Annotated in this window: 21 protein-coding genes; 7 read left to right on the forward strand and 14 right to left on the reverse strand. The window is 63.4% G+C overall.

The window, feature by feature from the left end:
* Positions 1–229 precede the first annotated feature (229 nt).
* On the forward strand, positions 230–1,621 hold the full coding sequence (locus ACEWE8_RS07260; RefSeq protein WP_046787019.1) for an L-cystine transporter: 1,392 nt from the start codon (positions 230–232) through the stop codon (positions 1,619–1,621).
* Between the two features lie 34 nt (positions 1,622–1,655).
* Here ACEWE8_RS07260 and ACEWE8_RS07265 read toward each other — a convergent pair whose 3' ends face one another.
* Complete coding sequence (locus ACEWE8_RS07265; RefSeq protein ID WP_046787018.1) at positions 1,656–2,171, reverse strand: dihydrofolate reductase; 516 nt, start codon at positions 2,169–2,171, stop codon at positions 1,656–1,658.
* Between the two features lie 56 nt (positions 2,172–2,227).
* Between ACEWE8_RS07265 and ACEWE8_RS07270 the strand changes: the two genes are divergently transcribed.
* Together ACEWE8_RS07270 and ACEWE8_RS07275 are read left to right on the forward strand one after the other, a co-directional pair.
* Entirely contained in the window at positions 2,228–3,619 is a 1,392-nt protein-coding gene (locus ACEWE8_RS07270) for a DUF2868 domain-containing protein (RefSeq protein ID WP_046787017.1), read from the forward strand.
* Entirely contained in the window at positions 3,612–4,976 is a 1,365-nt protein-coding gene (locus tag ACEWE8_RS07275) for a GTPase/DUF3482 domain-containing protein (RefSeq protein ID WP_046787016.1), read from the forward strand. Before ACEWE8_RS07270 ends, ACEWE8_RS07275 begins: the two co-directional genes overlap by 8 nt.
* A gap of 74 nt (positions 4,977–5,050) precedes the next feature.
* On the opposite strand, the gene ACEWE8_RS07280 is transcribed toward ACEWE8_RS07275, so the two are convergent.
* The 5 genes from ACEWE8_RS07280 to ACEWE8_RS07300 all read right to left on the reverse strand — a co-directional run bounded on the left by ACEWE8_RS07280 (position 5,051) and on the right by ACEWE8_RS07300 (position 12,231).
* Complete coding sequence (locus tag ACEWE8_RS07280; protein WP_046787015.1) at positions 5,051–6,076, reverse strand: putative 2-aminoethylphosphonate ABC transporter substrate-binding protein; 1,026 nt, start codon at positions 6,074–6,076, stop codon at positions 5,051–5,053.
* Between the two features lie 30 nt (positions 6,077–6,106).
* Positions 6,107–7,831, reverse strand: coding sequence for a putative 2-aminoethylphosphonate ABC transporter permease subunit (locus ACEWE8_RS07285; RefSeq protein WP_046787014.1), 1,725 nt, complete (start codon positions 7,829–7,831; stop codon positions 6,107–6,109).
* Position 7,832: 1 nt separating this feature from the next.
* Positions 7,833–8,891 (reverse strand): putative 2-aminoethylphosphonate ABC transporter ATP-binding protein, encoded by a 1,059-nt coding sequence (locus tag ACEWE8_RS07290; protein WP_046787013.1) that lies wholly within the window; start codon positions 8,889–8,891, stop codon positions 7,833–7,835.
* Positions 8,892–9,008: 117 nt separating this feature from the next.
* Positions 9,009–9,878, reverse strand: coding sequence for a LysR substrate-binding domain-containing protein (locus ACEWE8_RS07295; protein ID WP_046787012.1), 870 nt, complete (start codon positions 9,876–9,878; stop codon positions 9,009–9,011).
* 100 nt (positions 9,879–9,978) lie between these two features.
* Positions 9,979–12,231, reverse strand: coding sequence for a heavy metal translocating P-type ATPase (locus ACEWE8_RS07300; RefSeq protein WP_046787011.1), 2,253 nt, complete (start codon positions 12,229–12,231; stop codon positions 9,979–9,981).
* Between the two features lie 82 nt (positions 12,232–12,313).
* Between ACEWE8_RS07300 and cadR the strand changes: the two genes are divergently transcribed.
* The gene (gene cadR, locus ACEWE8_RS07305) at positions 12,314–12,757 is read left to right on the forward strand and encodes a cadmium resistance transcriptional regulator CadR (RefSeq protein ID WP_046787010.1); all 444 of its coding nucleotides are present in this window, start codon (positions 12,314–12,316) and stop codon (positions 12,755–12,757) included.
* Between the two features lie 41 nt (positions 12,758–12,798).
* Here cadR and ACEWE8_RS07310 read toward each other — a convergent pair whose 3' ends face one another.
* The 3 genes from ACEWE8_RS07310 to ACEWE8_RS07320 are packed head-to-tail and all read right to left on the reverse strand — an operon-like array spanning position 12,799 to position 15,428.
* The gene (locus ACEWE8_RS07310) at positions 12,799–13,770 is read right to left on the reverse strand and encodes a thymidylate synthase (RefSeq protein ID WP_046787009.1); all 972 of its coding nucleotides are present in this window, start codon (positions 13,768–13,770) and stop codon (positions 12,799–12,801) included.
* Between the two features lie 49 nt (positions 13,771–13,819).
* Complete coding sequence (gene lgt, locus ACEWE8_RS07315) at positions 13,820–14,629, reverse strand: prolipoprotein diacylglyceryl transferase (RefSeq protein ID WP_046787008.1); 810 nt, start codon at positions 14,627–14,629, stop codon at positions 13,820–13,822.
* 16 nt (positions 14,630–14,645) lie between these two features.
* Positions 14,646–15,428, reverse strand: a complete 783-nt coding sequence (locus ACEWE8_RS07320; RefSeq protein ID WP_046787007.1) for a sulfite exporter TauE/SafE family protein — start codon at positions 15,426–15,428, stop codon at positions 14,646–14,648.
* A 129-nt stretch (positions 15,429–15,557) separates the two neighbouring features.
* Here ACEWE8_RS07320 and ACEWE8_RS07325 point away from each other — a divergent pair, with 129 nt between their 5' ends.
* Positions 15,558–16,304, forward strand: a complete 747-nt coding sequence (locus ACEWE8_RS07325) for an NRDE family protein (RefSeq protein ID WP_046787006.1) — start codon at positions 15,558–15,560, stop codon at positions 16,302–16,304.
* A 110-nt stretch (positions 16,305–16,414) separates the two neighbouring features.
* Here the strand turns inward: ACEWE8_RS07325 and ptsP are convergent, their stop codons facing one another.
* Both ptsP and ACEWE8_RS07335 read right to left on the reverse strand, forming a co-directional pair.
* Complete coding sequence (gene ptsP, locus ACEWE8_RS07330) at positions 16,415–18,694, reverse strand: phosphoenolpyruvate--protein phosphotransferase (RefSeq protein ID WP_046787005.1); 2,280 nt, start codon at positions 18,692–18,694, stop codon at positions 16,415–16,417.
* Positions 18,695–18,716: 22 nt separating this feature from the next.
* Positions 18,717–19,196 (reverse strand): RNA pyrophosphohydrolase, encoded by a 480-nt coding sequence (locus ACEWE8_RS07335; protein ID WP_003249017.1) that lies wholly within the window; start codon positions 19,194–19,196, stop codon positions 18,717–18,719.
* A 141-nt stretch (positions 19,197–19,337) separates the two neighbouring features.
* Between ACEWE8_RS07335 and ACEWE8_RS07340 the strand changes: the two genes are divergently transcribed.
* Positions 19,338–19,994, forward strand: a complete 657-nt coding sequence (locus ACEWE8_RS07340; RefSeq protein WP_046787004.1) for an HAD family phosphatase — start codon at positions 19,338–19,340, stop codon at positions 19,992–19,994.
* 34 nt (positions 19,995–20,028) lie between these two features.
* Here ACEWE8_RS07340 and ACEWE8_RS07345 read toward each other — a convergent pair whose 3' ends face one another.
* Together ACEWE8_RS07345 and ilvA are read right to left on the reverse strand one after the other, a co-directional pair.
* Complete coding sequence (locus tag ACEWE8_RS07345) at positions 20,029–20,454, reverse strand: DUF2269 family protein (RefSeq protein ID WP_046787003.1); 426 nt, start codon at positions 20,452–20,454, stop codon at positions 20,029–20,031.
* 38 nt (positions 20,455–20,492) lie between these two features.
* Positions 20,493–22,007 carry a threonine ammonia-lyase, biosynthetic gene (gene ilvA / locus ACEWE8_RS07350; RefSeq protein WP_046787002.1) on the reverse strand — a complete coding sequence of 505 codons (1,515 nt, stop codon included), beginning with the start codon at positions 22,005–22,007 and terminating at the stop codon, positions 20,493–20,495.
* A 134-nt stretch (positions 22,008–22,141) separates the two neighbouring features.
* On the opposite strand from ilvA, the gene rpiA reads away from it, so the two are divergent.
* Positions 22,142–22,816 carry a ribose-5-phosphate isomerase RpiA gene (rpiA, locus tag ACEWE8_RS07355; RefSeq protein WP_012312262.1) on the forward strand — a complete coding sequence of 225 codons (675 nt, stop codon included), beginning with the start codon at positions 22,142–22,144 and terminating at the stop codon, positions 22,814–22,816.
* A gap of 93 nt (positions 22,817–22,909) precedes the next feature.
* On the opposite strand, the gene ACEWE8_RS07360 is transcribed toward rpiA, so the two are convergent.
* Complete coding sequence (locus ACEWE8_RS07360; protein ID WP_046787001.1) at positions 22,910–23,821, reverse strand: SdiA-regulated domain-containing protein; 912 nt, start codon at positions 23,819–23,821, stop codon at positions 22,910–22,912.
* Positions 23,822–23,845 lie beyond the last annotated feature (24 nt).

Here is a 23,845-nt window from a genome sequence, read left to right on the forward strand (position 1 = left end):
TGAATTGATCGGGAAAAACTAGACCACCCACTCACCCGAGCCCCCCTCCACTGCGACGCTCATACAATTGTAAACGTCGTGTTCATTGCTATTTGCGACCACCTGTTATTCCATAAACGACTAAGCAAATTACCTTTGGGTATAAATTCGTTTGTTTTCAGGCTGTTAGCATTTCCGTTCGCAATCGCTCACAGAGGCGATGCCTCTTCTGCTTTTTCCTGGAGCTTCAATGAACCTGCCGCTGTCTCTCAACCTGCTGGTGTTCCTGGCCTTGCTGCTGGGCCTGGCGCAAACTCGCCATACCGACTGGAGCCTGGCCAAGAAAGTCCTGCTCGGCCTGGCATTGGGTGTGGGCTTCGGCCTGGTGCTGCACACCCTCTACGGTGCTGGCCACCCGGTACTGAAAGCCACCATCGGCTGGCTGGATCTGGTCGGCAACGGCTATGTCGGCTTGCTGCAGATGATCGTCATGCCGCTGATCTTCGCCTCGATCCTCAGCGCCGTGGCCCGCCTGCACAACGCCTCCGCGCTTGGCCGCATCAGCGTCCTGACCATCGGCACACTGCTGCTGACCACTGCCATCGCTGCGCTGATCGGTATCGCCCTGACCAATCTGTTCGGCCTGAGCGCCGAGGGGCTGGTGGCAGGCGTACAGGAAAGCGCACGCCTGCAGGCCATCCACAGTGACTATGCCGGCAAGGTCGCCGACCTCAACATCCCGCAACTGCTGCTTTCGTTCATCCCAAGCAATCCGGTAGGCGACCTGGCACGGGCCAAGCCGACCTCGATCATCAGCGTGGTGATCTTCGCAGTGTTCGTCGGGCTGGCCGCGCTGCAGCTGATCAAGGATGACTCCGAGAAGGGCGCACGCGCCCTCTCGGCCATCGATACCCTGCAGGCTTGGGTAATGCGCCTGGTGCGCCTGGTGATGAAGCTGACCCCGTACGGCGTGCTGGCGCTGATGACCAAAGTGGTGGCCAGCTCTAACCTGGACGACATCCTCAAGCTCGGCAGTTTCGTCGTCGTGTCGTACATCGGCCTGGGCCTGATGTTCGTGGTGCACGGCATCATCCTGGCCGCAACCGGCGTCAGCCCGCTGCGCTTCTTGCGCAAGGTATGGCCGGTGCTGACCTTCGCCTTCACCAGCCGCTCCAGCGCGGCGAGCATCCCGTTGAACATCGAGGCGCAGACCCGTCGCCTGGGCGTACCACAGTCGATCGCCAGCTTCAGCGCCTCGTTCGGTGCAACCATTGGCCAGAATGGCTGCGCCGGGCTCTACCCTGCCATGTTGGCGGTGATGGTGGCCCCGGCAGTGGGTATCGACACCTTCGACCCGCTGTGGATCGCGACCTTGGTGGCCATCGTGACCTTGAGTTCCGCTGGCGTTGCCGGCGTGGGCGGCGGTGCGACCTTCGCAGCGCTGATCGTGCTGCCAGCGATGGGGCTGCCGGTCGAGCTGGTGGCACTGCTGATTTCGGTTGAGCCGCTGATCGACATGGGCCGAACGGCCTTGAACGTGAACGGCTCGATGACGGCGGGCGTGGTGACCAGCCAGTTGTTGAAAGAAACCGACAAGGATGTGCTGGCCGGCGAAGAGCATGCCGAGCTGAGCCAATCCTGATATAGACGGGGCTGCGTGCGCAGCCCCAACCACTTCAAGACTTGTCCCACACCTCGAAGTGGTACGCAGGCTTGTCCGCTTCTGCCTGCGGCTCACTCGATGCCAGCTGCCACTGCGCCTTGTCGAACTCCGGGAACCACGCATCCCCTTGCGGCGAAAGCTCCACCCGGGTCAGATACATACGGCTCACCAAGCCCTTTTCCAGGGCCTGAGCGTACAACTGCGCCCCGCCGATCAGCATCAGTTCGTCAACACCCTGCTCACGTGCCCACTGCTCAGCGCGCTCCAGCGCATCTTCGAGCGAAGCGAACACTTCGGCGCCGGCCAGCACCAAGCCGGCCTGACGGCTGACCACGATGTTCAGGCGCCCCGGCAGCGGCCTGCCCAGCGAGTCCCAGGTCTTGCGGCCCATGATGATCGGCTTGCCCAGGGTGGTGGCCTTGAAATATTTGAAATCCCCCGGCAAGTGCCAGGGCATGGTGTTGTCGATGCCGATGACGCGGTTCTCGGCGAGGGCCGCAATCAGGCTGAGGGGGAGTGAAGTAGTCATGCCGGCGAGGATAGCAAACCCATGGTGGGTTATGCTTGCGCCCTGAACCGTGTGCAATGGAATACCCTGTGACTGGACATACTCCACTGGACAAGCGCTGGCTCACCGAAGCGGTGCGCCTGCGCGAGGAACACGCCGGCCCCCTGGAGGATCAGGAAGCCAACCGCCACGCCCGCCAGCAGGGCGGCGACCTGGCAGCCCGCATCGAAGCGCGCGCACTGTTCCTGGCCGAACGGGATGGCATGACCACTGCCCTGCAGCACTGGAAACAAGGCGCACGCCTGGCCCTGCTGGCGTTGCTGCTGTTGGCCATACTCAGCGGCGCGGGCCTTGCCTTTGCCGCCCTCGGCGATGGCCTGCGCCCGGTCAACGTGTTCTGGGCGCTGGGCAGCCTGCTCGGGCTCAACCTGCTGATGCTTCTGGGCTGGGCCGCCGGGCTGGCCTTGAGTGGCGAACATGGCGCCAGCCTCGGACGGCTGTGGCTCTGGCTGAGCGAACGCTTCGCGCGCGACGCCAAGGCCGTACACCTGGCGCCAGCACTGCTGGTGCTACTGCAGCGCCAGCGCCTCAACCGCTGGTTGCTTGGCCTGCTCGTGCACAGCTTGTGGCTGGCGGCCATGCTCAGTGCGCTGACACTACTGCTGGTGTTGCTTGCCACCCGGCGCTACGGCTTCGTCTGGGAAACCACCCTGCTCGCCCCCGAGCCCTTCATCACCCTTACCCAAACGCTTGGTGCCCTGCCCTCATTGCTCGGCTTTGCCGTGCCGGACGAGGGCATGATCCGCGCCAGCGGCGACACCCAGCTTGCCGTTGATATCGCCCGCCAGGCCTGGGCCAGCTGGCTGCTGGGCGTAGTGTTGGTTTATGGCCTGCTGCCGCGCCTGCTGTTGGCTGGCTTGTGCCTTTGGCGCTGGTACCAAGGTCGCCGACGCCTGGCCCTGGACCTCAGCCTGCCCGGCTATGCCCAACTGCGCGATGCACTGATGCCCCGCAGCGAACGGATTGGTGTGCAGGACAGCGCCCCCGAAGCGTTGCCACAGTTCCAGGCAGGTCAACTGGAAGCCGGCAGCAGTGGAGCCTTGCTGGTCGGCCTCGAACTGGACGACCAGCGCCCATGGCCGCCTGCGCTGGCCAAAGGGGTTACCGACGCCGGCGTACTCGACAGCCGTGAATCGCGCAACCGGCTGCTCGAGCAACTGAGCCGCTTCCCTCCGGCACGCCTGGCCATCGCCTGCGACCCCCGCCGCTCACCTGACCGCGGCAGCCTGGCACTTCTGGCAGAGTTGGCACGCAATGCCGGTGCCACGCGCATCTGGTTGTTGCAGGCTGCCCCAGGCCAGGTCCTGGACGCCGAGCGCCTGGGGGACTGGCATGAAGCCCTCGACCGCCTGGGCCTGCCCCACGCCGACACCGCCCCCATGAGCTGGCTGGAGCATGGCCATGACTGAGCCCCTGAAACTGGCCGTGGTCGGCCACACCAATGTCGGCAAGACCTCGCTGCTGCGCACCCTGACCCGCGATGTCGGCTTCGGTGAGGTGTCTCATCGCCCGAGCACCACCCGCCACGTCGAGGGCGCGCGCCTTTCGGTGGACGGTGAGCCGCTGCTTGAGCTCTACGATACCCCCGGGCTGGAAGATGCCATTGCCTTGCTCGACTACCTGGAACGCCTCGAACGGCCGGGCGAGCGCCTGGACGGCCCGGCACGGCTGGAGCGCTTTCTGCAGGGCAGCGAAGCACGCCAGCGCTTCGAGCAGGAAGCCAAGGTGCTGCGCCAGTTGCTGGCAAGCAATGCCGGCCTGTATGTGATCGACGCGCGCGAGCCGGTGCTGGCCAAATACCGCGACGAACTGGAGGTGCTGGCCAGTTGCGGCAAGCCATTGCTGCCGGTGCTCAACTTCGTCGCCACCAGCCAGCATCGCGAACCTGAATGGCGCGAGGCCCTGGCCCGCCTCGGGCTGCATGCGCTGGTAAGGTTCGACAGCGTTGCGCCCCCTGAAGACGGCGAGCGCCGCCTTTACGAGAGCTTGGCATTGCTGCTGGAAGACGCCCGCCCCGCCCTGCAGCGGCTGATCGACGACCAGCAGGCACAGCGGCTGGCCCGCCAGCACAGCGGTAAACGGCTGATCGCTGAGCTGCTGCTCGACTGCGCTGCGTGTCGGCGCAGCGTCGAAGCTGAACCAGCGGCTGAAGCCAAGGCCATCGAGGCCTTGCGCCAGGAGGTGCGCCAGCGAGAACAGCGCTGCGTCGAAGCGCTTCTGAAGCTCTACGGTTTCCGTCGCGAAGATGCCAATGCCGGTGACCTGCCGCTGTTGAACGGGCGCTGGGGCGATGACCTGTTCAACCCCGAAACCTTGAAGCTATTGGGCGTACGCCTTGGCAGCGGCGTGGCGGCAGGGGCTGCGGCCGGCGCGGGGGTCGACTTGCTGGTCGGTGGCCTTACGCTCGGTGCTGCCGCCTTGGCCGGAGCCATTGCCGGCGGAGCCCTGCAGACTGCACGCAACTATGGCGCACGGTTGATGGGCAAACTGAAGGGCCAGCGCGAGCTGACGGTGGACGATACGGTGTTGCGGCTATTGGCGTTGCGTCAGCAACAGTTGATGGCAGCACTGGATAGCCGCGGGCATGCAGCACAGAACAGTATTCGCCTGAATGAGCCGGACGAGAAAACCTGGCGTGAAGGCAAGCTTCCCGAGGCGCTGAGCAAAGCGCGGGCGCATCCGCAGTGGTCGACGCTCAATCCGGGAGCGCGAGTGAACCAGACTGAGCGGCAGGAACAGCTGGAAGCACTGGTATTGCAGATTTGAGCTATCCGTTCCAGCCTGATCGCGGGTAAACCCGCGCCCTCAGGTTTGGCGTTGCCAACCTGAGGGCGCAGGCCTTACTGCTGCGCCACCTTCTCCGACTTGCCGTCATAACGCTTGCGCCACTCGGCCAGGATCTGGTCGCGGTTCTTCGAAGCCCAGGCAAAGTCGTTCTTGATCAGGCGCTGCTCGTAGTCCGCAGGCAGCTCGGTTTGCGGTTTGGCAATGCCCGGGGCAGCAAGTACAGCGAAGTTCTCTTTGTACAGTTCCATGGCCGCAGGGCTTGCCGAGAAATCCGCCAGCCGCTTGGCGGCATCAGCCTTTGGTGAACCTTTGATCACTGCAGTCGCCTCGATCTCCCAACCCAGGCCTTCCTTGGGCAGTACGATATCCAGAGGCGCGCCCTGGCGCTTAAGCTGCACCGCCGGGTACTCGAAGGAGATACCGATCGGGAACTCCCCTGCCGCAGCCAGCTTGCAAGGCTTGGAGCCGGAATGGACGTACTGGCCGATGTTCTGGTGCAGCGCGTCCATATAGGCCCAGCCCTGAGGCTCGCCAAAGGTCTGCAGCCACGCGCTCACATCCAGGAAACCGGTACCGGACGACGCCGGGTTCGGCATCACGATCTTGCCCTTGTACTCCGGCTTGGTCAGGTCCTGCCAGCTCACCGGTTTGCTCAGGCCCTGCTTCTGGGCCTCGATGGTATTGAAGCAGATCGTCGCGGCCCAAACGTCCATGCCGACCCACGCCGGAGGGTTGGCGGCGTCACGGTAGTTGGCGGAGATCTTGCCCAGGTCTTTCGGTGCATAGGCTTCGAGCATGCCGTTCTGGTCGAGGATGGCCAGGCTGGAAGCCGCCAGCCCCCACACCGCATCGGCCTGCGGGCGCTCTTTCTCGGCCAGCAGCTTGGCAGTGATGATGCCGGTGGAGTCACGCACCCACTTGATTTCGATGTCCGGGTTGGCCTTTTCGAAGGCCTGCTTGTAGGTCTTGAGCTGCTCGGCTTCCAAGGCGGTGTAGACGGTCAGCTGCGTAGTGGCGGCCGAAGCCTGCAGGCTGAATACAGCGGTCACGGCAGCGGCAAGTGCGAGGGGCTTGAACATGATGCGTTTCCTGTCAGTGTGGGCAGTCGGTCAATGGCCGGGAGCGCGCTGGCGCCAGGCCTGTGAGCGGCGCAGCAGGCCGCGGGAAGCGCCGGCCAGCAGCAGCGATGCAGCCGCACTGGTCAGCAGGATCAAGGTCGACATGGCGGCAGCGCCGCCGACATTGCCGGCATCGTCCATGTTCAGCACGGCGACGGCGGCCAGGATGGTGTCGGGGCTGTAAAGGAAGATTGCCGCCGATACCGTGGTCATGGCCGAGACGAACAGATAACGGATGATGTCCAGCAGTGCGGGCAGGCAGATCGGCACGGTCACCCGCACGAAGTGCTTGTACAACGGCGCCTTGAGCGACAGCGCGGCGGCCTCGAACTCGCCATCGAGCTGGCGCAACGCCGTGGTTGCGGTCATCTGCGCAGTGGTCAGGTAGTGGGCGATGGTGCACACCACCAACAGCCCCATGCCGCCGTAGAACACGTGCAGTGGGTTGCCATTGAGGTTGAAGAAGAAGACATAGCCCAGGCCCAGCACCAACCCCGGTACCGCCATGGGGATGAAGCTGAGCAGGCGCAGGGCCTGGTTGAGCAAACGCTGGCCCTGGGTTTTCTCCATCAGGTAGGCACCGGCAAAGATCACCATGCTGCCGATCAGCGCGGTGCCGATGGCCATGGTCACACTGTTGCGATAGGCCAGCCAGCCACCGCCGGCGGTGTCTTCGAACATGTAGTGCTTGAACGACAAGGTCAGGTTGTAGGGCCAGAAGGTCACCAGTGACGAGTACACCGCCATGCCGATCACGCCCACCAGCACCGTGCATACCAGCATGACGATCACCAGATAACAGGCATCACGCCCGGGCGACGGCTTGGGTTCGAATACCTGGGCACGACCACTCATGGCCTCGCCCTGACGGCGACGCAGCCAGGCATCGACCGCAAAGCTCAGCAATGCCGGCACCAGCAGCACCATGCCGATCAATGCACCCCGGCCGAACTGCTGCTGGCCGACGACCGCCTTGTAGGCCTCGAGCGCCAGCACCTGGTAGTCGCCACCGACAACCACCGGTACACCGAAATCGGTGATGGTCAGGGTGAACACCAGGCAGAACGCCGCGAACACCGCCTGGCGCGTTGCCGGCCAGGTAATGCTGCGAAACGCCCGCGACGCCCCGGCCCCCATGCTGGAGGCGGCATCGAACAACCGTGCATCGGCCAGCGACAAGGCCGACAGCAGGATCATCAGCGCATGCGGGAAGGTGTAGATGGCCTCCCCCAGGACAATGCCCCAGAAGCCATAGATGTTGTCACTGAGCAACCCGCGCAGCAGGCCTTGGTTACCGAACAGGTAGACCAGGGCAATCGCCGGCAACATCGACGGTGCCAGCAGTGGCAGCAGCGAGATACCCCGCCACAGCCCCTTGGCCGGGATCAGCGTGCGCTGCAAGGCATAAGCGAACAGGTATGCCAGGGGGACCACGATCGCGGCAACCGTGAAGGCAACCGACAAGCTGTTGCCAAGCAGCCAGTGGAAGTTGTCGCTGGCAAACAGTTCACGGGCCGCCAGCAGACCGCCACCCTGGCCGGCATCGCCGCTGAAGCCGCGCCAGAAGATCGCCAGCAACGGCATCAGCACCGCCAGCAACAGCAAGGCCAGCAGCAGGCACTTGCCACCGACGACGAACAGCCGATCACCGAATGCAACATCATTGCGCGCTGTGTGCTTGGGCTGGGCCAGCGGCAAAGGCATGGGCGCGGCCATCTCAGGCAAACACCTGCAGGCTCTGCGGCGGCAGGGCCACCCAGATGTCCTGCGAGCCCAAGTGTGGCATGGCTTCTGGCGCCAGTTCGGCGAGCAGCGGATGGCCCGGCAGGGCCTTGAATTCAAAGCTCATGCGGCAGCGGTTGCCGAGGAATGTGATTTCGCGGACCTTGGCCGGGAACAGGTTTTCTTCATGCACCACCGGGTTGACAGTGATGGCCTCCGGGCGGCAGAACAACCGGCCGCTGCTGGCCCGCGGCGCACCCGCTGCCAGGCGCATGCTCATGGCGCCCACCTGGGCATGGCTGTCGCCAGTACGCTGAAACGGCAGCCAGTTGCCCTGGCCAACGAACTCGGCAACGAACGGCGTGGACGGCTGATCGTAGATTTCCTGAGGGGTGGCGTACTGCTCGACCTGGCCGTTGTTCATCACCGCAATGCGGTCGGCCATCAGCATGGCTTCGTCCTGGTTGTGGGTGACCATCAGCGTGGTGATACCCAGTTGACGCTGCAGCTGTCGAAGTTCGGTACACAGGTGCTCACGCACACGCGCATCCAGCGCCGACATAGGCTCGTCGAGCAACAGCAGCGAAGGCGACGGGGCCAGGGCACGGGCCAACGCAACCCGCTGCTGTTGCCCCCCGGACAATTGCCCGGGGTATTTCTTTTCACTGCCGGCCAGGCCTACCAGGTCCAGCATCTCGGCTACGCGCTGACGGCTTTCTTCACGGCCACTGCGGTTCAGGCCATAGGCAATGTTGGCTTCGACGGTGAGGTTGGGGAACAGCGCGTAAGATTGAAAGAGGATGCCGTAGTCACGCGCCTGTGGGGGCAATTCGCTGATGTCACGCTCACCGATGTACAACTCGCCACGGTCTTGGCGTTCCAGCCCTGCGATGCAGCGCAGCAGGGTGGTCTTGCCGCAGCCGGAAGGGCCGAGCAGGCAAACCAGCTCGCCGGCGGCGATGTCCAGGGAGACATCGTTCAACGCCGTGAAGGCGCCGAAACGCTTGTGGATACCGCGCACTTTCATTTGTGCGCCCGGGGTGGCGTGGTTCATGGCAAAGCCTCATCGAGCAGATGTGGCCATGCTAGAAAGGCTGTGCGAAGGTTCTGTGGCGGCGAGGCAAAAGCGGGCGATAGTGGTATAGGCAGATTTTGTAGTGACGTTGCAGGTTCAGAACTGCGACCCCACCACTTCCTGCGCCACCCCGAGGAAGGCTGCCGGCAACCGGGCCTGGCGTCTTTCCTTAAGGCAGTACAGGTACTCATGCATCACCGGCGCGTCTTCCAGTGTCAGCACCCGCAGCTCCGAGTTGTGCGGCACCTCGTGCCGGGCAATCACGCTGATGCCGATATTGCGCAGCACCGCCTCACGGATCGACTCGCGGCTGCCGATTTCCAGCACCGCTTCGGCCTTCACTCCAGCGCCGTGCATCATTTCTTCGGTGAGTTTGCGCGTGGTCGAACCTTTCTCGCGCATCAGCAGGCATTGCCCTGCCACCACCTCGATAGACACCACCTGACGCTGCGCCAGCGGGTGATTGCGGTGCACCGCCACCACCAGCGGGTCAGTGCCCAGCACGCGCCTCACCAGGCGAGCATCCTCCACCAACTGTGACGAGGCGGCGAGATCGACGCGGTAGTCCTCCAGCATCTCCAGCACCTGCTGCGAATTACCGATCTCCACGGCCACCCCCACCTGTGGCAAGCGCTCACGGAAGATCTTCACCAGATCGAGGATGTAATACGGCGCGGTGGCAGCGATGCGCAGGTTGCCTTGGGCATGGCCGCTGTTGCGCAGCTCGAACTCGATGTCGGCTTCCTGTTGCAGCAGCGCCTTGACCATCGGCAGCAGGCGCACACCCTCCTCGCTCAGCACCAGGCGCCGGCCGCCGCGGTAGAACAGCTCCACCGCGTACTGGCTTTCGAGGTTGCGGATCTGGGTGGTCACCGTCGGCTGGCTGAGGCCAAGCTTCTTCGCCGCCAGGGTGATGCTGCCCAGGCGGGCCACCATGTAGAAGGCTTTGAGCTCGGCACTCAGCATTGCTGGGCTCCGCAGCCGCAAAAGCAGCCGTAAGCAGAGGCAGCGCTGTGTAGTTTCATAAGTCTCGATTCCACCTCGATCAGCTTGTAGCTTGCGGCTGCTACTTGCGCAAAAGGCGCAGGCCGTTGAACACCACCAGCAGGCTTACGCCCATGTCGGCGAACACCGCCATCCACAGCGTGGCCATGCCGGCAAAGGTGATTGCCAGGAAGATGGCCTTGATGCCCAACGCCAGCACGATGTTCTGCTTAAGGATCGCCGCACTTTGCCGCGACAGCCTGACGAAGGCCGGGATTTTGCGCAAGTCGTCATCCATCAGCGCCACATCGGCGGTCTCGATGGCGGTGTCGGTACCGGCAGCCGCCATGGCGAAACCGATCTCGGCACGGGCCAGCGCCGGCGCATCGTTGATGCCATCACCGACCATGCCAACCCGGTGCCCCTGGGCGTAGAGCTGCTCGATCGTGCTCAGCTTGTCGGCAGGGAGCAGGTTGCCTTCGGCGCGGTCGATACCGACCTGGGCAGCGATGGCCTGTGCGGTATGGGGATTGTCGCCGGTAAGCATGACAGTCTTGATGCCCAGCGCGTGCAGCTCGGCGATGGCCTCACGGCTGCTGTCCTTGACCGTGTCGGCAACGGCAAACAGCGCCAGCGGGCCAGAGCGGTCGAGCAACAGCACCACGGTCCTGCCTTGGCGCTCGAGTTGGTCCAACTGTGCTTCGAGCTGCGGTGAGCACAAGCCCAGCTCTTCGACCAGACGATGGTTGCCCAGGTGATAGGTTTCGCCATCGATGTCACCACGCACACCGCGCCCCGCCAAGGCAGCGAACGCGCTGACCTCACTCAGGGCCAGCCCCTGCGCCCTGGCCAACTGGGCGATGGCAGCCGATACCGGGTGGTCTGAGCGCTCGGCCAGGCTTGCCGCCAGTGCCTGGGCGCGGCCTTCGAACAATGGCTCTAGCACCTTGGTATCGGTCTGCACCGGCTTGCCGTGGGTGAGAGTTCCAGTCTTGTCCAGGGCCAGGAAGTCCAGCTTGCGGCCCCCTTCCAGGTACACACCCCCCTTGATCAGGATGCCCTTGCGCGCCGCAGCCGCCAGGCCACTGACAATGGTCACCGGGGTGGAAATCACCAGGGCACATGGGCAGGCCACCACCAACAGCACCAAGGCGCGGTAGACCCAGTCGAACCAGGCGCCGGCCATGAACAGCGGCGGGATGAGCGCTACGGCCAAAGCCAGGGCGAACACCACAGGCGTGTAGATGCGCGAGAAGGTATCGACGAAACGCTGGGTAGGCGCTCGAGCGCCCTGCGCCTGCTCCACGGCCTTGATGATACGGGCCAATGTGGAATGCCCTGCCACTGCAGTTACCCGGTACTCCAGAGCGCCGGCCTGGTTGATGGTGCCGGCGAACAGCTTGTCGCCAGGGGCCTTGTCCACAGGCAGGCTCTCGCCGGTGATCGGTGCCTGATCGACGCTGGATTGCCCACTGACCACTTCACCGTCCAGGCCGATACGCTCACCGGGGCGTACCCGCACGAGCGCACCGATCGACACGTGGCGCACCTCGGCCTCACGCCATTGGCCGTCGGCCTGCTGCACCGTGGCCATGTCCGGCGTAAGCTGCATCAGGCCACTGATGGCATGGCGCGCACGGTCAAGTGAACGTGCCTCGATCAGTTCGGCGATGGTGAACAGCACCATGACCATGGCCGCCTCAGGCCACTGGCCGATCAGCACGGCACCGGTCACGGCAATGCTCATCAGCGCGTTGATGTTCAGGTTGCGGTTTTTAAGGGCAATCCAGCCCTTCTTGTAGGTGCCCAGGCCACAGCCAAGGATCGCTGCCAGCGCCAGCGCGGCTACCACCCACTCGGGCGCCAGCGCGCTGAAATGGATGATTTCGGCGGCGATCGCCGCGATGCCGGACAATGCCAATGGCCACCAGCGAGTCTTGGCTGGCGCGGGTGCGATCACGCCACCCTCATCCTCTACAGCCAGCGGTTCTGCCTTCATGCCCAGGCTTTCGATGGCCCGCTCGATCTCAGCAGTGCCATCCAAGGTATGGCGCACGCCCAGCACGCGGTTGATCAGGTTGAACTCCAGCTGCTCGATGCCGGCCAGCTTGCCGAGCTTGTCCTGGATCAAGGTCTGTTCTGTCGGGCAGTCCATGGCTTGTATGCGAAAACGGCTGAGCCGGGCCTGGGCACTGGCCTTTTCGCTCAATTGCACAAACGCAGGCGCCGCACTGGAACCGCAGCAACTGTGCGCATGTGCGTCGTGGCAATGGCTTTTACCGGCGTTGACGTGGTCATGGTCATGCACGTGTTCGTGGCTGACAGGCTGGTTCATGGGGTCATCCTTAGTGAGCACCTGTTGCCAAGTGAACACCCTGTAGCCACTATAGGGTCAAGCCACCTGATGGAGAATCGCCATGAAAATCGGAGAACTGGCCAAAGCCACCGACTGTGCGGTGGAGACCATTCGTTATTACGAGCGTGAGCAGCTACTGCCAGAGCCAGCGCGTACCGACGGTAATTACCGGCTGTACACCCAGGCCCATGTCGAGCGGCTGACCTTTATCCGCAACTGCCGCACCCTGGACATGACCCTGGACGAAATACGCAGCCTTTTGCGCCTGCGCGATAGCCCGGCGGGCTCATGTGGCACCGTCAATGCGTTGATAGACGAACATATCGAACACGTGCAGGCACGGATCGATGGCCTGGTGGCATTGCAGGAGCAACTGGTGGAGTTACGCAGACGGTGCAGTGCGCAGGGAGAGGAATGCGCGATCTTGCAGCGTTTGGAGGTGAACGGAGCAGTATCCGTGCCGGATACCGAGCCTTCGCACGTGGGGCGTAGCCACGGGCATTGAAGCCGCTGGGGCTGCTGCGCAGCCCTGGGCATTTGCGTGAATCAGACCGCCATCGGCGCCGTCATCGGTGCATGGTGCTCATAGCCTTCCAGGCTGAAATCGCTCGGTTCGATCTTCTCCAGCCACTCCGGCTCGTACTTGCCCGTCTCGGCGAACGCAGGCACGCGGTCGCTGATCACCAGCTTCGGCGCTTCCAGCGGCTCGCGCTTGAGTTGCTCGTTAAGCATGTCCAGATGGTTTTCGTACACATGGGCATCGCCAATGAAGTACGTGAACCAGCGCGGCGTGTAGCCCGTCAGGCGGCCGAACAGCGACAGCAGCGCCGCACCTTCGGTGAGGTTGAACGGTGTGCCCAGGCCCAAGTCATTGGAGCGGATGTAGAGCGTCAGGGAGATTTCCCTGGTCTGGACATTGGGGTGGAACTGGTACAGCAGGTGGCACGGCGGCAGCGCCATTTCGTCCAGCTGCGCGCAGTTCCAGCCATGGAACAGGATGCGCCGGCTGCCTGGGTCGTTGGCTATGGTGTCCAGGCACTGACGCACTTGGTCGATGGCCTTGTACAGCACGACGAACGCCTGGCCATCTTCCTCGTCCTGGGCAATCCTGCGAAAGCCCGCTTTTTCGGCCATTTCGATCGCTGCCGGGTTGCTCAGCGGGATGCGCTTGTAGCCCGGCCACTGGCGCCACTGCACACCGTAAATCTCGCCGAGGTCGTCATGGCCCTGGCGGAACGGGTTGGCCAGCCACTGGGCGTTCTCGTTGGCGTTCCGATCCCACACCTTGCAGCCCAGTTCGCGGAATTCACCCGCGTTCTTCACGCCACGCAGGAAGCCGACCATCTCGCCGATGGCAGACTTGAATGCCAGCTTGCGCGTGGTGATGGCCGGAAAGCCCTTTTGCAGATCGAAGCGCAGCATGGCGCCCGGCAGGCTGATGGTGCGGATGCCCGTGCGGTTTTCCTGCAGAGTGCCGTTTTCGATGACGTCACGGACCAGGTCCAGATACTGTTTCATGGCTTACCTGTAGCAAGAACGGCAGGGGGATCGCCCCTGCCGTTGGGAATCAGATGGCGGGTTTCGCCGTGGGTTTGCGATTATAAGCCCACCAGATCAATCCGAGGCCGGCCAGAATCATCGGGATGCAGAGTATCTGACCCATGGTCAGCCAGCCCCAGGCAATGTAGCCCAGCTGGGCATCCGGCACGCGGACGAATTCGACGATGAAGCGGAAGATGCCGTAGAACAGGGCGAACATCCCGGAAACCGCCATGGTCGGGCGCGGCTTGCGCGAGAACAGCCAAAGGATCGCGAACAACGCCACGCCTTCCAGGGCGAACTGGTACAGCTGCGATGGGTGGCGCGGCAGTTGGGCCGGGTCGCTGAACGGCGGGAAGATCATCGCCCACGGCACGTCGGTCGGCTTGCCCCACAGTTCGGCGTTGATGAAGTTGCCGATACGCCCTGCCCCCAGGCCAATCGGCACCAGCGGTGCGACGAAGTCCATCAGTTCGAAGAATGACTTGTTGTTGCGCTTGCCGAACCACAAGGCCGCCAGCATCACGCCGATGAAGCCGCCGTGGAACGACATGCCACCCTTCCATACCTCGAAGATCAACGTCGGGTTGGCCAGGTAGGCGTGCAGGTCGTAGAACAGCACATAACCCAAGCGCCCGCCGACGATCACCCCCATCGACAACCAGAACACCAGGTCAGAGAGCTTTTCACGCGACCAGGTGGGGTCGAAACGGTTGAGCCGGCGCGAGGCGAGCAGCCACGCGCCACCAATGCCGATCAGGTACATCAGGCCGTACCAATGGATTTTCAGCGGCCCGAGCGCAACGGCCACGGGGTCTATCTGCGGGTAAGGCAGCATGGATATTCCTCTGGTTTCAAATCAAAAAGCTCAGGCCTACGCAAAACAGCAGCGCGGCGAACAAGCGCTTGAGCAGGCGGGGCGACAACTTGTGCGCCAGCCGCGCGCCGAAGCGGGCGAAAAACATGCTGGTCACGGCAATGCCGACCAGCGCTGGCAGGTACACGAAGCCCACGCTATGGGCTGGCAGATGCTCATCGTGCCAACCCAGCCACATGAAACTCAGGGCGCTGGCCACGGCAATCGGCAGGCCGCAGGCCGAAGACGTGGCCACCGCCTGCTGCATCGGCAGGCTGCGCCAGGTCAGGAATGGCACGGTCAACGACCCACCGCCGATGCCGAAGATCGCCGAGGCCCAACCGATCACGCCACCGGCACCGATCAGTGCGGGCTTGCCAGGAATGCCGCGGCTGGCCTTGGGCTTGAGGTCCAGTGCCATCTGCGCGGCAATGATCAGCGCGAATACGCCGATGATCTTCTGCAACAGCGGGCCCTGGATAAGCGAAGCCGTCTTCGCGCCCACCCCGGCGCCCAGCAGGATACCCACGGTCATCCAGGCGAAGATCGGCCACTGCACCGCGCCCCGACGATGGTGCTCGCGCACGGCATTGATCGATGTGAAGACGATGGTTGCCAGCGAGGTACCGACTGCCAGGTGAGTGAGCACCGAAGCGTCGAAGCCCTGCAGGGTGAAGCTGAACACCAGCACCGGCACGATGATGATGCCGCCGCCCACGCCGAACAGCCCGGCCAGCACGCCGGCACAGGCGCCCAGAAGCAGATAGAGTGCGAACTCCATTCGTCGTCCCCGAAAAAACAATCCGGCATGGTAACGGAAGCCGGGCTCGGGGCTCTAGTGAACTCTGTGACAGGATGGATCGGCGCCGCCGCAGTGGGTAGAGTGGCAAAAAACCCAGAGGCCCAACCTATGTGCCTGATCGTATTCGCCTGGCGGCCAGGGCATGCCCTGCCGCTGATCGTGGCGGCCAACCGCGACGAGTTCTATGCCCGGCCCACGCAGGCGCTGGCAGCCTGGGAAGATGCGCCCGGCGTGCATGCAGGGCGTGACCTGGAGGCCGGTGGTACCTGGCTGGGCGTGGGGCCGCAGGGGCGGTTCGCCGCGCTGACCAACATTCGCGACCCAGGGCAGCCGTTGGGCCCCCGCTCACGCGGCGAGCTGGTGGCGGCATACCTGCAGGGTGAACTTGGGGTCGAGGCCTATCTGGACCAGGTCGCCAGCCGCAGCAAGCAGTATTCGGGGTTCAACCTGCTGGTGGGCGATGGTGTGCGCCTGGGGTATCTGCACGCTCGAGACGCGGCGCCGCGCTTGCTGGCGGCTGGGGTGTATGGGCTTTCCAATGCCGGGCTGGATACGCCGTGGCCCAAGCTGGTCAAGGCGCGCGACGGGCTGGAACGGTTACTGGATTCAGCGGACCCGCAGCGTTTGATGGCATTGCTGGCCGATGGTGAGACGGCGCCTGAGGCAGAGCTGCCGGAAACTGGCGTGGGCGTGGCGACCGAGAAGCTGCTGTCGAGTGTGTTCATTGCCAGCCAGAATTATGGGACGCGGGCCAGTACGGTGCTGATCGTGGATGATCAGGGTGCAAGACGGCTTGTCGAGCGCAGTTTCGGGCCTTTTGGGGGGCACTTGGGGGAGGTTGAGCTTCGGGTTTGAGGGCCATGGGGCTGCTTTGCAGCCCTTTCGCGACACAAGGCCGCTCCTACCAGGGTCGCGTCGCCTGAGCGGCCTTGTGTCGCGAAAGGGCCGCAAAGCGGCCCCAGAATTCACAGGGTCTTGTTGGCCTCTGGCCCGATCATCCGCGCCAGCCCCAGGTTCTTCAGCGCCAATTGCAACGAGCTGTGGATAACCTGCGGGTTGTCATGGCTCAGGGCATCGGCCAGCAGCTCCTTGGCCTTGCTCATGTTTATCTGGCGCAGCATCCACTTCACCTTCGGCAGGTTGGTGGCGTTCATCGACAAGCTGTCGAAGCCCATGGCCATCAACAGGACCGCTGCTGCCGGGTCACCGGCCATCTCGCCGCAGATACTGACTGGCTTGCCCTCGCCATGGGCATCACGCACCACGGTGTTCAAGGCTTGCAGCACTGCCGGGTGCAGGTAGTCGTACAGGTCGGCAACCCGCGGGTTGTTGCGGTCTACTGCCAGCAGGTACTGGGTCAGGTCGTTGGAGCCTACCGAAAGGAAATCCACCTGACGCGCCAGCTCCTTGGTCTGGTAAACCGCGGCCGGGATCTCGACCATCACGCCAACCGGTGGCATCGGCACGTCCGTGCCTTCGTCACGCACCTCGCCCCAGGCGCGGTGAATCAGGTGCAGCGCCTCTTCCAGTTCGTGAATGCCGGAGATCATCGGCAGCAGAATGCGCAGGTTGTTCAGGCCTTCGCTGGCTTTGAGCATGGCGCGGGTCTGGACCAGGAAGATTTCCGGGTGGTCGAGGGTCACGCGGATGCCACGCCACCCCAGGAACGGGTTTTCTTCCTTGATCGGGAAGTAGGACAGCGCCTTGTCCCCGCCGATGTCGAGGGTACGCATGGTCACCGGCAGCGGGTGAAACGCCGCCAACTGCTCGCGATAGATGGCCAACTGCTCTTTTTCGCTGGGGAAGCGCTGGTTGATCATGAACGGCACTTCTGTGCGGTACAGGCCCACCCCTTCGGCGCCCCGCTGCTGGGCACGGGCCACGTCGGCAAGCAGGCCGGTGTTGACCCACAGCGGCATGCGATGACCGTCCGGGGTGATGCAAGGCAGTTCGCGCAACGCATCCAGGCCCTGGGCCAGCTGACGCTCTTCTTCGACCACCTCACTGTATTGCTTGCGCAGCACGTCGCTGGGGTTGGTGAACACCTCGCCCTTGTAGCCATCGACGATCAGCTCGATACCATCGACCTTGGAATACGGCAGGTCGACCAGGCCCATCACCGTCGGGATACCCATGGCACGGGCCAGGATGGCGACGTGGGAGTTGCCCGAGCCCAGCACCGAGACCAGGCCCACCAGCTTGCCTTCCGGCACCTCACCCAGCATCGCCGGGGTCAGCTCCTCGCTGACCAGGATGGTGTTGTCGGCATACACCAGCGATTGCGAACGGGCTTGCTGGAGGTAGGCCAGCAGACGGCGACCGAGGTCTTTCACGTCCGAGGCGCGCTCGCGCAGGTAGTCGTCGTCCATCAGCTCGAACCGGCTGACGTGCTCGCCGACCACCTGGCGCAGGGCGCCCTGGGCCCACTGGCCAGTCTTGATGACGTCAGTCACCTCACCGCCGAGGGCTGCGTCCTCAAGCATCATCAGGTACACGTCGAACAGCGCGCGTTCTTCCGGGCGCAACTGGGTGGCCAGCTTGGCCGAAAGCTTGCGCATGTCGGCGCGCACGCCCTCAAGGGCGTTGTGGAACAGTTTGAGTTCAGCGTCGATGTCTTCGACCGTCTTGTCCGGCACCACCTCAAGGTCGGCAGGCGGCAACATGACCACGGCTCGGCCGACGGCAGCGCCCGGCGAGCCTGGTACGCCGACGAAGCGCGCTTCCTGGATGCCCTTGCCCTGGCGGCCCAGGCCACGAATCGAGCCGGTGGCCTCGGCGTGAGCGATAACCCCGGCGAGTTGAGCGCTCATGGTGACCAGGAAGGCTTCTTCACCCTCGTCGAACTGGCGGCGTTCTTTTTGCTGAATGACCAGCACGCCGACCACACGACGGTGGTGGATGATCGGTGCACCCAGGAAGGACGCGAAACGCTCCTCGCCTGTTTCAGCGAAGTAGCGGTAACGTGGGTGATCAGCGGCGTTTTCCAGGTTCAGCGGCTCTTCCCGGGTACCGACCAGACCAACCAGGCCTTCGTTGGGGGCCATGCTGACCTTGCCGATGGATCGCTTGTTGAGGCCTTCGCTGGCCATCAGCACGAAGCGGTTGGTTTCCGGGTCGAGCAGGTAGACCGAGCAGACCTGGCTGCCCATGGCCTCCTTGACGCGCAAGACAATGATCCCCAACGCCGTCTTGAGATCTTTGGCGGAGTTCACTTCCTGGACGATCTTGCGCAGCGTATTGAGCATGGCTCGGGGTCGAACTCCGTCGTCAGTCGCGCGTCAAAAGACGCGGTGCTAGCTCTTTCAGGGCGCGGCGATACACTTCACGCTTGAAGGTCACCACCTGGCCCAGCGGGTACCAATAGCTGACCCAGCGCCAGCCATCGAATTCAGGCTTGCCGGTCAGGTCCATCCGCACCCGTTGCTCATTGCTCACCAGGCGCAGCAAAAACCATTTCTGCTTCTGGCCGATACACAGCGGTTGGCTGTGGGTACGTACCAGACGCTGGGGTAAACGATAACGCAACCAGCCGCGGGTGCAGGCAAGAATTTCCACATCATCGCGTTCAAGGCCAACTTCTTCGTTCAGCTCGCGGTACAGGGCATCTTCCGGCGTCTCGTCAGGGTTGATACCACCCTGAGGGAATTGCCAGGCATCCTGGTTGATCCGCCGAGCCCATAGCACCTGCCCGGCATCATTCGTGAGAATGATCCCGACATTTGGGCGAAAACCATCCGGGTCGATCACGGCAGCAACCTCGCAAACGCATGTCACCGCATTGTTCCACAAAGCCTGCGAGCGCAGCAACGCGCCCGCCACGCTTATGTGCAGCGAGGTGAAAACTCCGTATTCTGCGGGCCTTCCCTATGGCTGACGCGAGTAACCGCAATGCGCCTGGCTTTATTCGACCTGGACAATACCCTCCTCGGTGGCGACAGTGACCACGCGTGGGGTGATTACCTGTGCGAACGGGGGATTCTTGACCCGATCGCGTACAAACAACGCAACGATGCCTTCTACCAGGAGTACCTGAACGGCACCCTCGACCTGCAGGCCTACCTGGCCTTTTCCATGGAAATCCTCGCAGCCACCGAACCCGCCCAGCTCGACCAATGGCACCGCGAGTTCATGCGCGACTGCATCGAGCCGATCATCCTGCCCAAGGCCCTGGCCCTGCTGCAGCAACACCGTGAGGCAGGCGACCAACTGGTGATCATCACCGCCACCAACCGTTTCGTCACCGCGCCGATTGCCCGCCGTCTGGGCGTTCGCACGCTATTGGCGACCGAATGCGAAACACGCGATGGCCGCTATACCGGGCGCAGTACCGATATACCGTGCTTCCGTGAAGGCAAGGTGACGAGGCTGGAACGCTGGATGCTGGAGAACGGGTTCGACCTGCAAGACAGCTACTTCTATAGCGACTCGATGAATGACTTGCCGCTGTTGCAGCAGGTTTCACATGCTGTAGCGGTGGACCCGGACCCTAACCTGCAGGCTGAGGCTGAGCGGCGCGGGTGGCCGGTGATTTCGCTTAGGGACTGAGCCTTTTTGGGGCTGCAGAGCGGCCCGGCCAGCTTCAGACCGGCTTGGCGCCCATCAACCCGGCGATGGACAGGAAGCAGACACCGCTGAAGACCGCCAGGGCCAGGGTAAACCGCATACCCACCGCCTCAGCCTTGCGCAGCCGGTTCAGACGCACCAGCAGCCACCACGCGGCGAACGCACCGAGGGTATAGATGACGCTGGACGCCAGCACCCAGGTCTGCCCCAGCGGCCAACCCACCAGGTGAACCAGCCACCAACCGGTGAACGGCATGCTCAGCAGGCTCACGCCCATCACCAGCCAGACGAACACCAAAGGCCGACGCAGCAGCTTGCCATAAGCCTGGGCGTCGCCTTGACGTCGGGCGCGCACGGTCCAGATCGCCAAGCCCAGTGCGCCCAGCAATAACAGGGCGGTGGCAATGAGGTGCAGGGCCTTGAGGGTGGTCAGGTGTTCCATGTCTTCACATCCTTGGAGGGTTAGCCAAGCTTAGTCGCTCAACCCAGGAACAGCCGGTAAGCGGGATTGTCGGTCTCATCCCAGTACGGATACCCAATCTTGGCCAGCGCCGCCGGCACCAGGTGGCGTTCGTCCTCCGGCACCTGCAACCCCGCCACCACACGCCCGTCGGCGGCGCCGTGGTTGCGGTAGTGGAACATCGAGATGTTCCAGCGCCCGCCCAGCTTGTTGAGGAAGTTGAACAGCGCCCCCGGCCGCTCAGGGAACTCGAAGCGCAGCACGATCTCGTCGCGTGCACCGGCCGAATGGCCACCCACCATGTGGCGGATGTGCATCTTGGCCAGCTCGTTGTCAGTCAGGTCGGTAACAGGGAAACCCTGCTCGGTCAGTTGCTGCACCAACGCAGCGCGTGGGTCGTTCTCCGGATGGGTCTGCACGCCAACGAAGATATGGGCTTCGTCGGATGTGTGCTTGCGGTAGTTGAATTCGGTGATCTGGCGCTTGCCGATGGCCTCGCAGAACGCCTTGAAGCTGCCCGGCCGCTCGGGGATGGTCACGGCGATGATCGCTTCACGCTTCTCGCCCAGCTCGGCACGCTCGGCGACGTGACGCAGGCGGTCGAAGTTGACGTTGGCGCCCGAGTCGATAGCCACCAGCGTTTGCCCGCTGACGCCGTTGAGCTCCACATATTTCTTGATGCCAGCGACACCCAAGGCACCTGCAGGTTCGGTGATCGAGCGGGTATCGTCGTAGATATCCTTGATTGCTGCACAGATCTCGTCAGTGTTGACGGTGATCACTTCATCCACATGCAAGCGGCAGATGTCGAAGGTATGCTGACCGATCTGGGCCACGGCCACGCCATCGGCGAACAGCCCAACCTGCGGCAGCACCACGCGCTCGCCAGCGGCCATGGCTGCCTGCAGGCAATTGGAGTCATCCGGTTCGACGCCAATCACCTTGATTTCCGGGCGCAGGTATTTCACGTAGGCGGCGATGCCGGCGATCAGCCCACCGCCGCCCACCGGCACGAAGATCGCATCCAGCCGGCCTGGGTGCTGGCGCAGGATTTCCATGGCCACGGTGCCTTGCCCGGCAATGGTGTGCGGGTCGTCATAAGGGTGGATATAGACGAAGCCCTTCTCATCGACCAGTTTCAGCGAGTAGGCCAGCGCCTCGGGGAACGAATCGCCATGCAATACCACCTTGCCGCCACGCGAGCGTACGCCTTCGATCTTGATCTCCGGGGTGGTCTTGGGCATCACGATGGTGGCCTTGATGCCCAGCTCGCGGGCTGCCAGGGCCAGCCCCTGTGCATGGTTGCCGGCCGAGGCGGTGACCACGCCGCGGGCCAGTTCTTCCGGGCTCAGTTGCGCCAGCTTGTTGTACGCCCCACGGATCTTGAAGGAGAACACCGGCTGCAGGTCTTCACGCTTGAGCAGAATCTGGTTGCCCAGGCGCTTGCTCAGTTGCCCGGCGCTGTGCAGCGGGGTTTCGACAGCGACGTCGTAGACGCGCGAGGTGAGGATCTTCTTGACGTACTGTTCGAGCATCGGGAAAGCATCACTGGCCGCGGGACAAGGGCTGCGAGTCTACCCCAGCGCTACGTCGGGCGACCACAGCAAAGCCGCCCGAGCCGTTATACTAGCCTCCTTTCATTACCGCCCTGCCCCTTTCCGGAGCCCGCATGACCCAGGACCAACTCAAACAGGCCGTCGCCCAGGCCGCTGTCGACTTCATTCTGCCCAAGCTGGATGAAAAGAGCGTCGTCGGCGTCGGCACCGGTTCGACTGCCAACTTTTTCATTGACGCCCTGGCCCAGCACAAGACGGCGTTCGACGGCGCGGTCGCCAGCTCCGAGGCCACGGCACAGCGTCTGAAGGGCCATGGCATCCCGGTCTATGAGCTGAACAGCGTCAGCGAGCTGGAGTTCTATGTCGACGGCGCCGACGAGAGCGATGCACACCTGAACCTGATCAAAGGCGGTGGCGCGGCACTGACGCGCGAAAAAATCGTCGCGGCCGTGGCCAAGACCTTCATCTGCATCGCCGATGCCAGCAAGCTGGTGCCGGTGCTGGGCGCCTTCCCGCTGCCGGTCGAGGTGATCCCGATGGCCCGCAGCCACGTGGCGCGCCAACTGGTCAAGCTGGGTGGCGACCCGGTGTACCGTGAGGGTGTGGTCACCGATAACGGCAACGTGATCCTGGATGTGTACAACCTGCAGATCACCAACCCCGTAGAGCTGGAGGCGCAGATCAATGCGATCGTCGGCGTGGTGACCAATGGCCTGTTTGCCGCACGGCCGGCAGACCTGCTGTTGCTGGGCACCCCGGAAGGCGTGAAGAGCCTGAAAGCCGAGTGATGCCATTGCCGGCAAGCTGGCTCCCCCAGGCAATCCACAGCAGTGGTGACCGCGTGGGAGGCGGCTTGCCGGCAATTACGCTCAAAAGCCCAATCAATCCGTGGGCTGTTTGAACACATAGAACAGGTTCGGCTCACTGACCAGATAAATGGTCCCCGCTTCATCCATGGCAATCCCCTCCGCCTGCGGCACCGTCTGCTTGAGCCCCTGGTACCCCTTGCGCAGCGACAGCGTGCTCAACGGTTTACCTTTCACATCCAGCTCCAGCACCAGGCGTGATTCATCCGACAACGCCAGCAGATGCCCGCTGCGCTCGTCGAACTGCAGGCTGGAAAGATCCCTCACGAACAGCCGCGCATCGCGCTTGCGGTCCTGCACCACATGCACTGCATAGGGCTGCTCCGGGTTTTCATGGGGAAACCCGTGAATTTCGTAGATCACCATCGGGTCTCGCTCCTTGGCCACGAACAGGCGTTTGCCCGCCGAGTCGTAGGCCAGCCCCTCGAACCCCTTGTTGCCGTTCAGGCCGATACCAAGGCTCAACTGCTCGGCATCGTGGGCATCCAGGAACATCGTGTCGTCCTCAAGGCGCACGCGAATCAGCCGTTGCTGGCGCTCATCGGTGATCACGTAACTGTTGGGCCCTACGTATTCGACCGCCTCGGGGTCGCCGAAACCGGTCAACGGCACCCGCCGCAGGATACGACCGTCGAGGGACAACTCGATCAGTTCGGAGCGCTTGTTGGTCACCGTGAACAGGGTCTTGCGGTCGGGGTCGTAAGTCAGTGCCGAAACATCATCGTCCAGCCCGTCTATAGGCTGCGCCTCGGTCACTACCCGATAGCGATCCAGGCCCATGCTTTGCTCAGCGGGCTGCCACCAGGTCTTGAAGTTGAACCAGCCACGCTCGAGCAAACGGAACTGCTGCTCCGCCACGCCCAGCAAGAGCACGGCGAGCAGGCCAATGACAGCCAGGACCAGGGGCATACGAACATAGCGACGCATAGGGCAGACTCGGTTTGAGGATGA

The sequence above is a fragment of the Pseudomonas sp. TR47 genome, from assembly GCF_044143025.1.
Lineage (GTDB): Bacteria > Pseudomonadota > Gammaproteobacteria > Pseudomonadales > Pseudomonadaceae > Aquipseudomonas > Aquipseudomonas putida_E.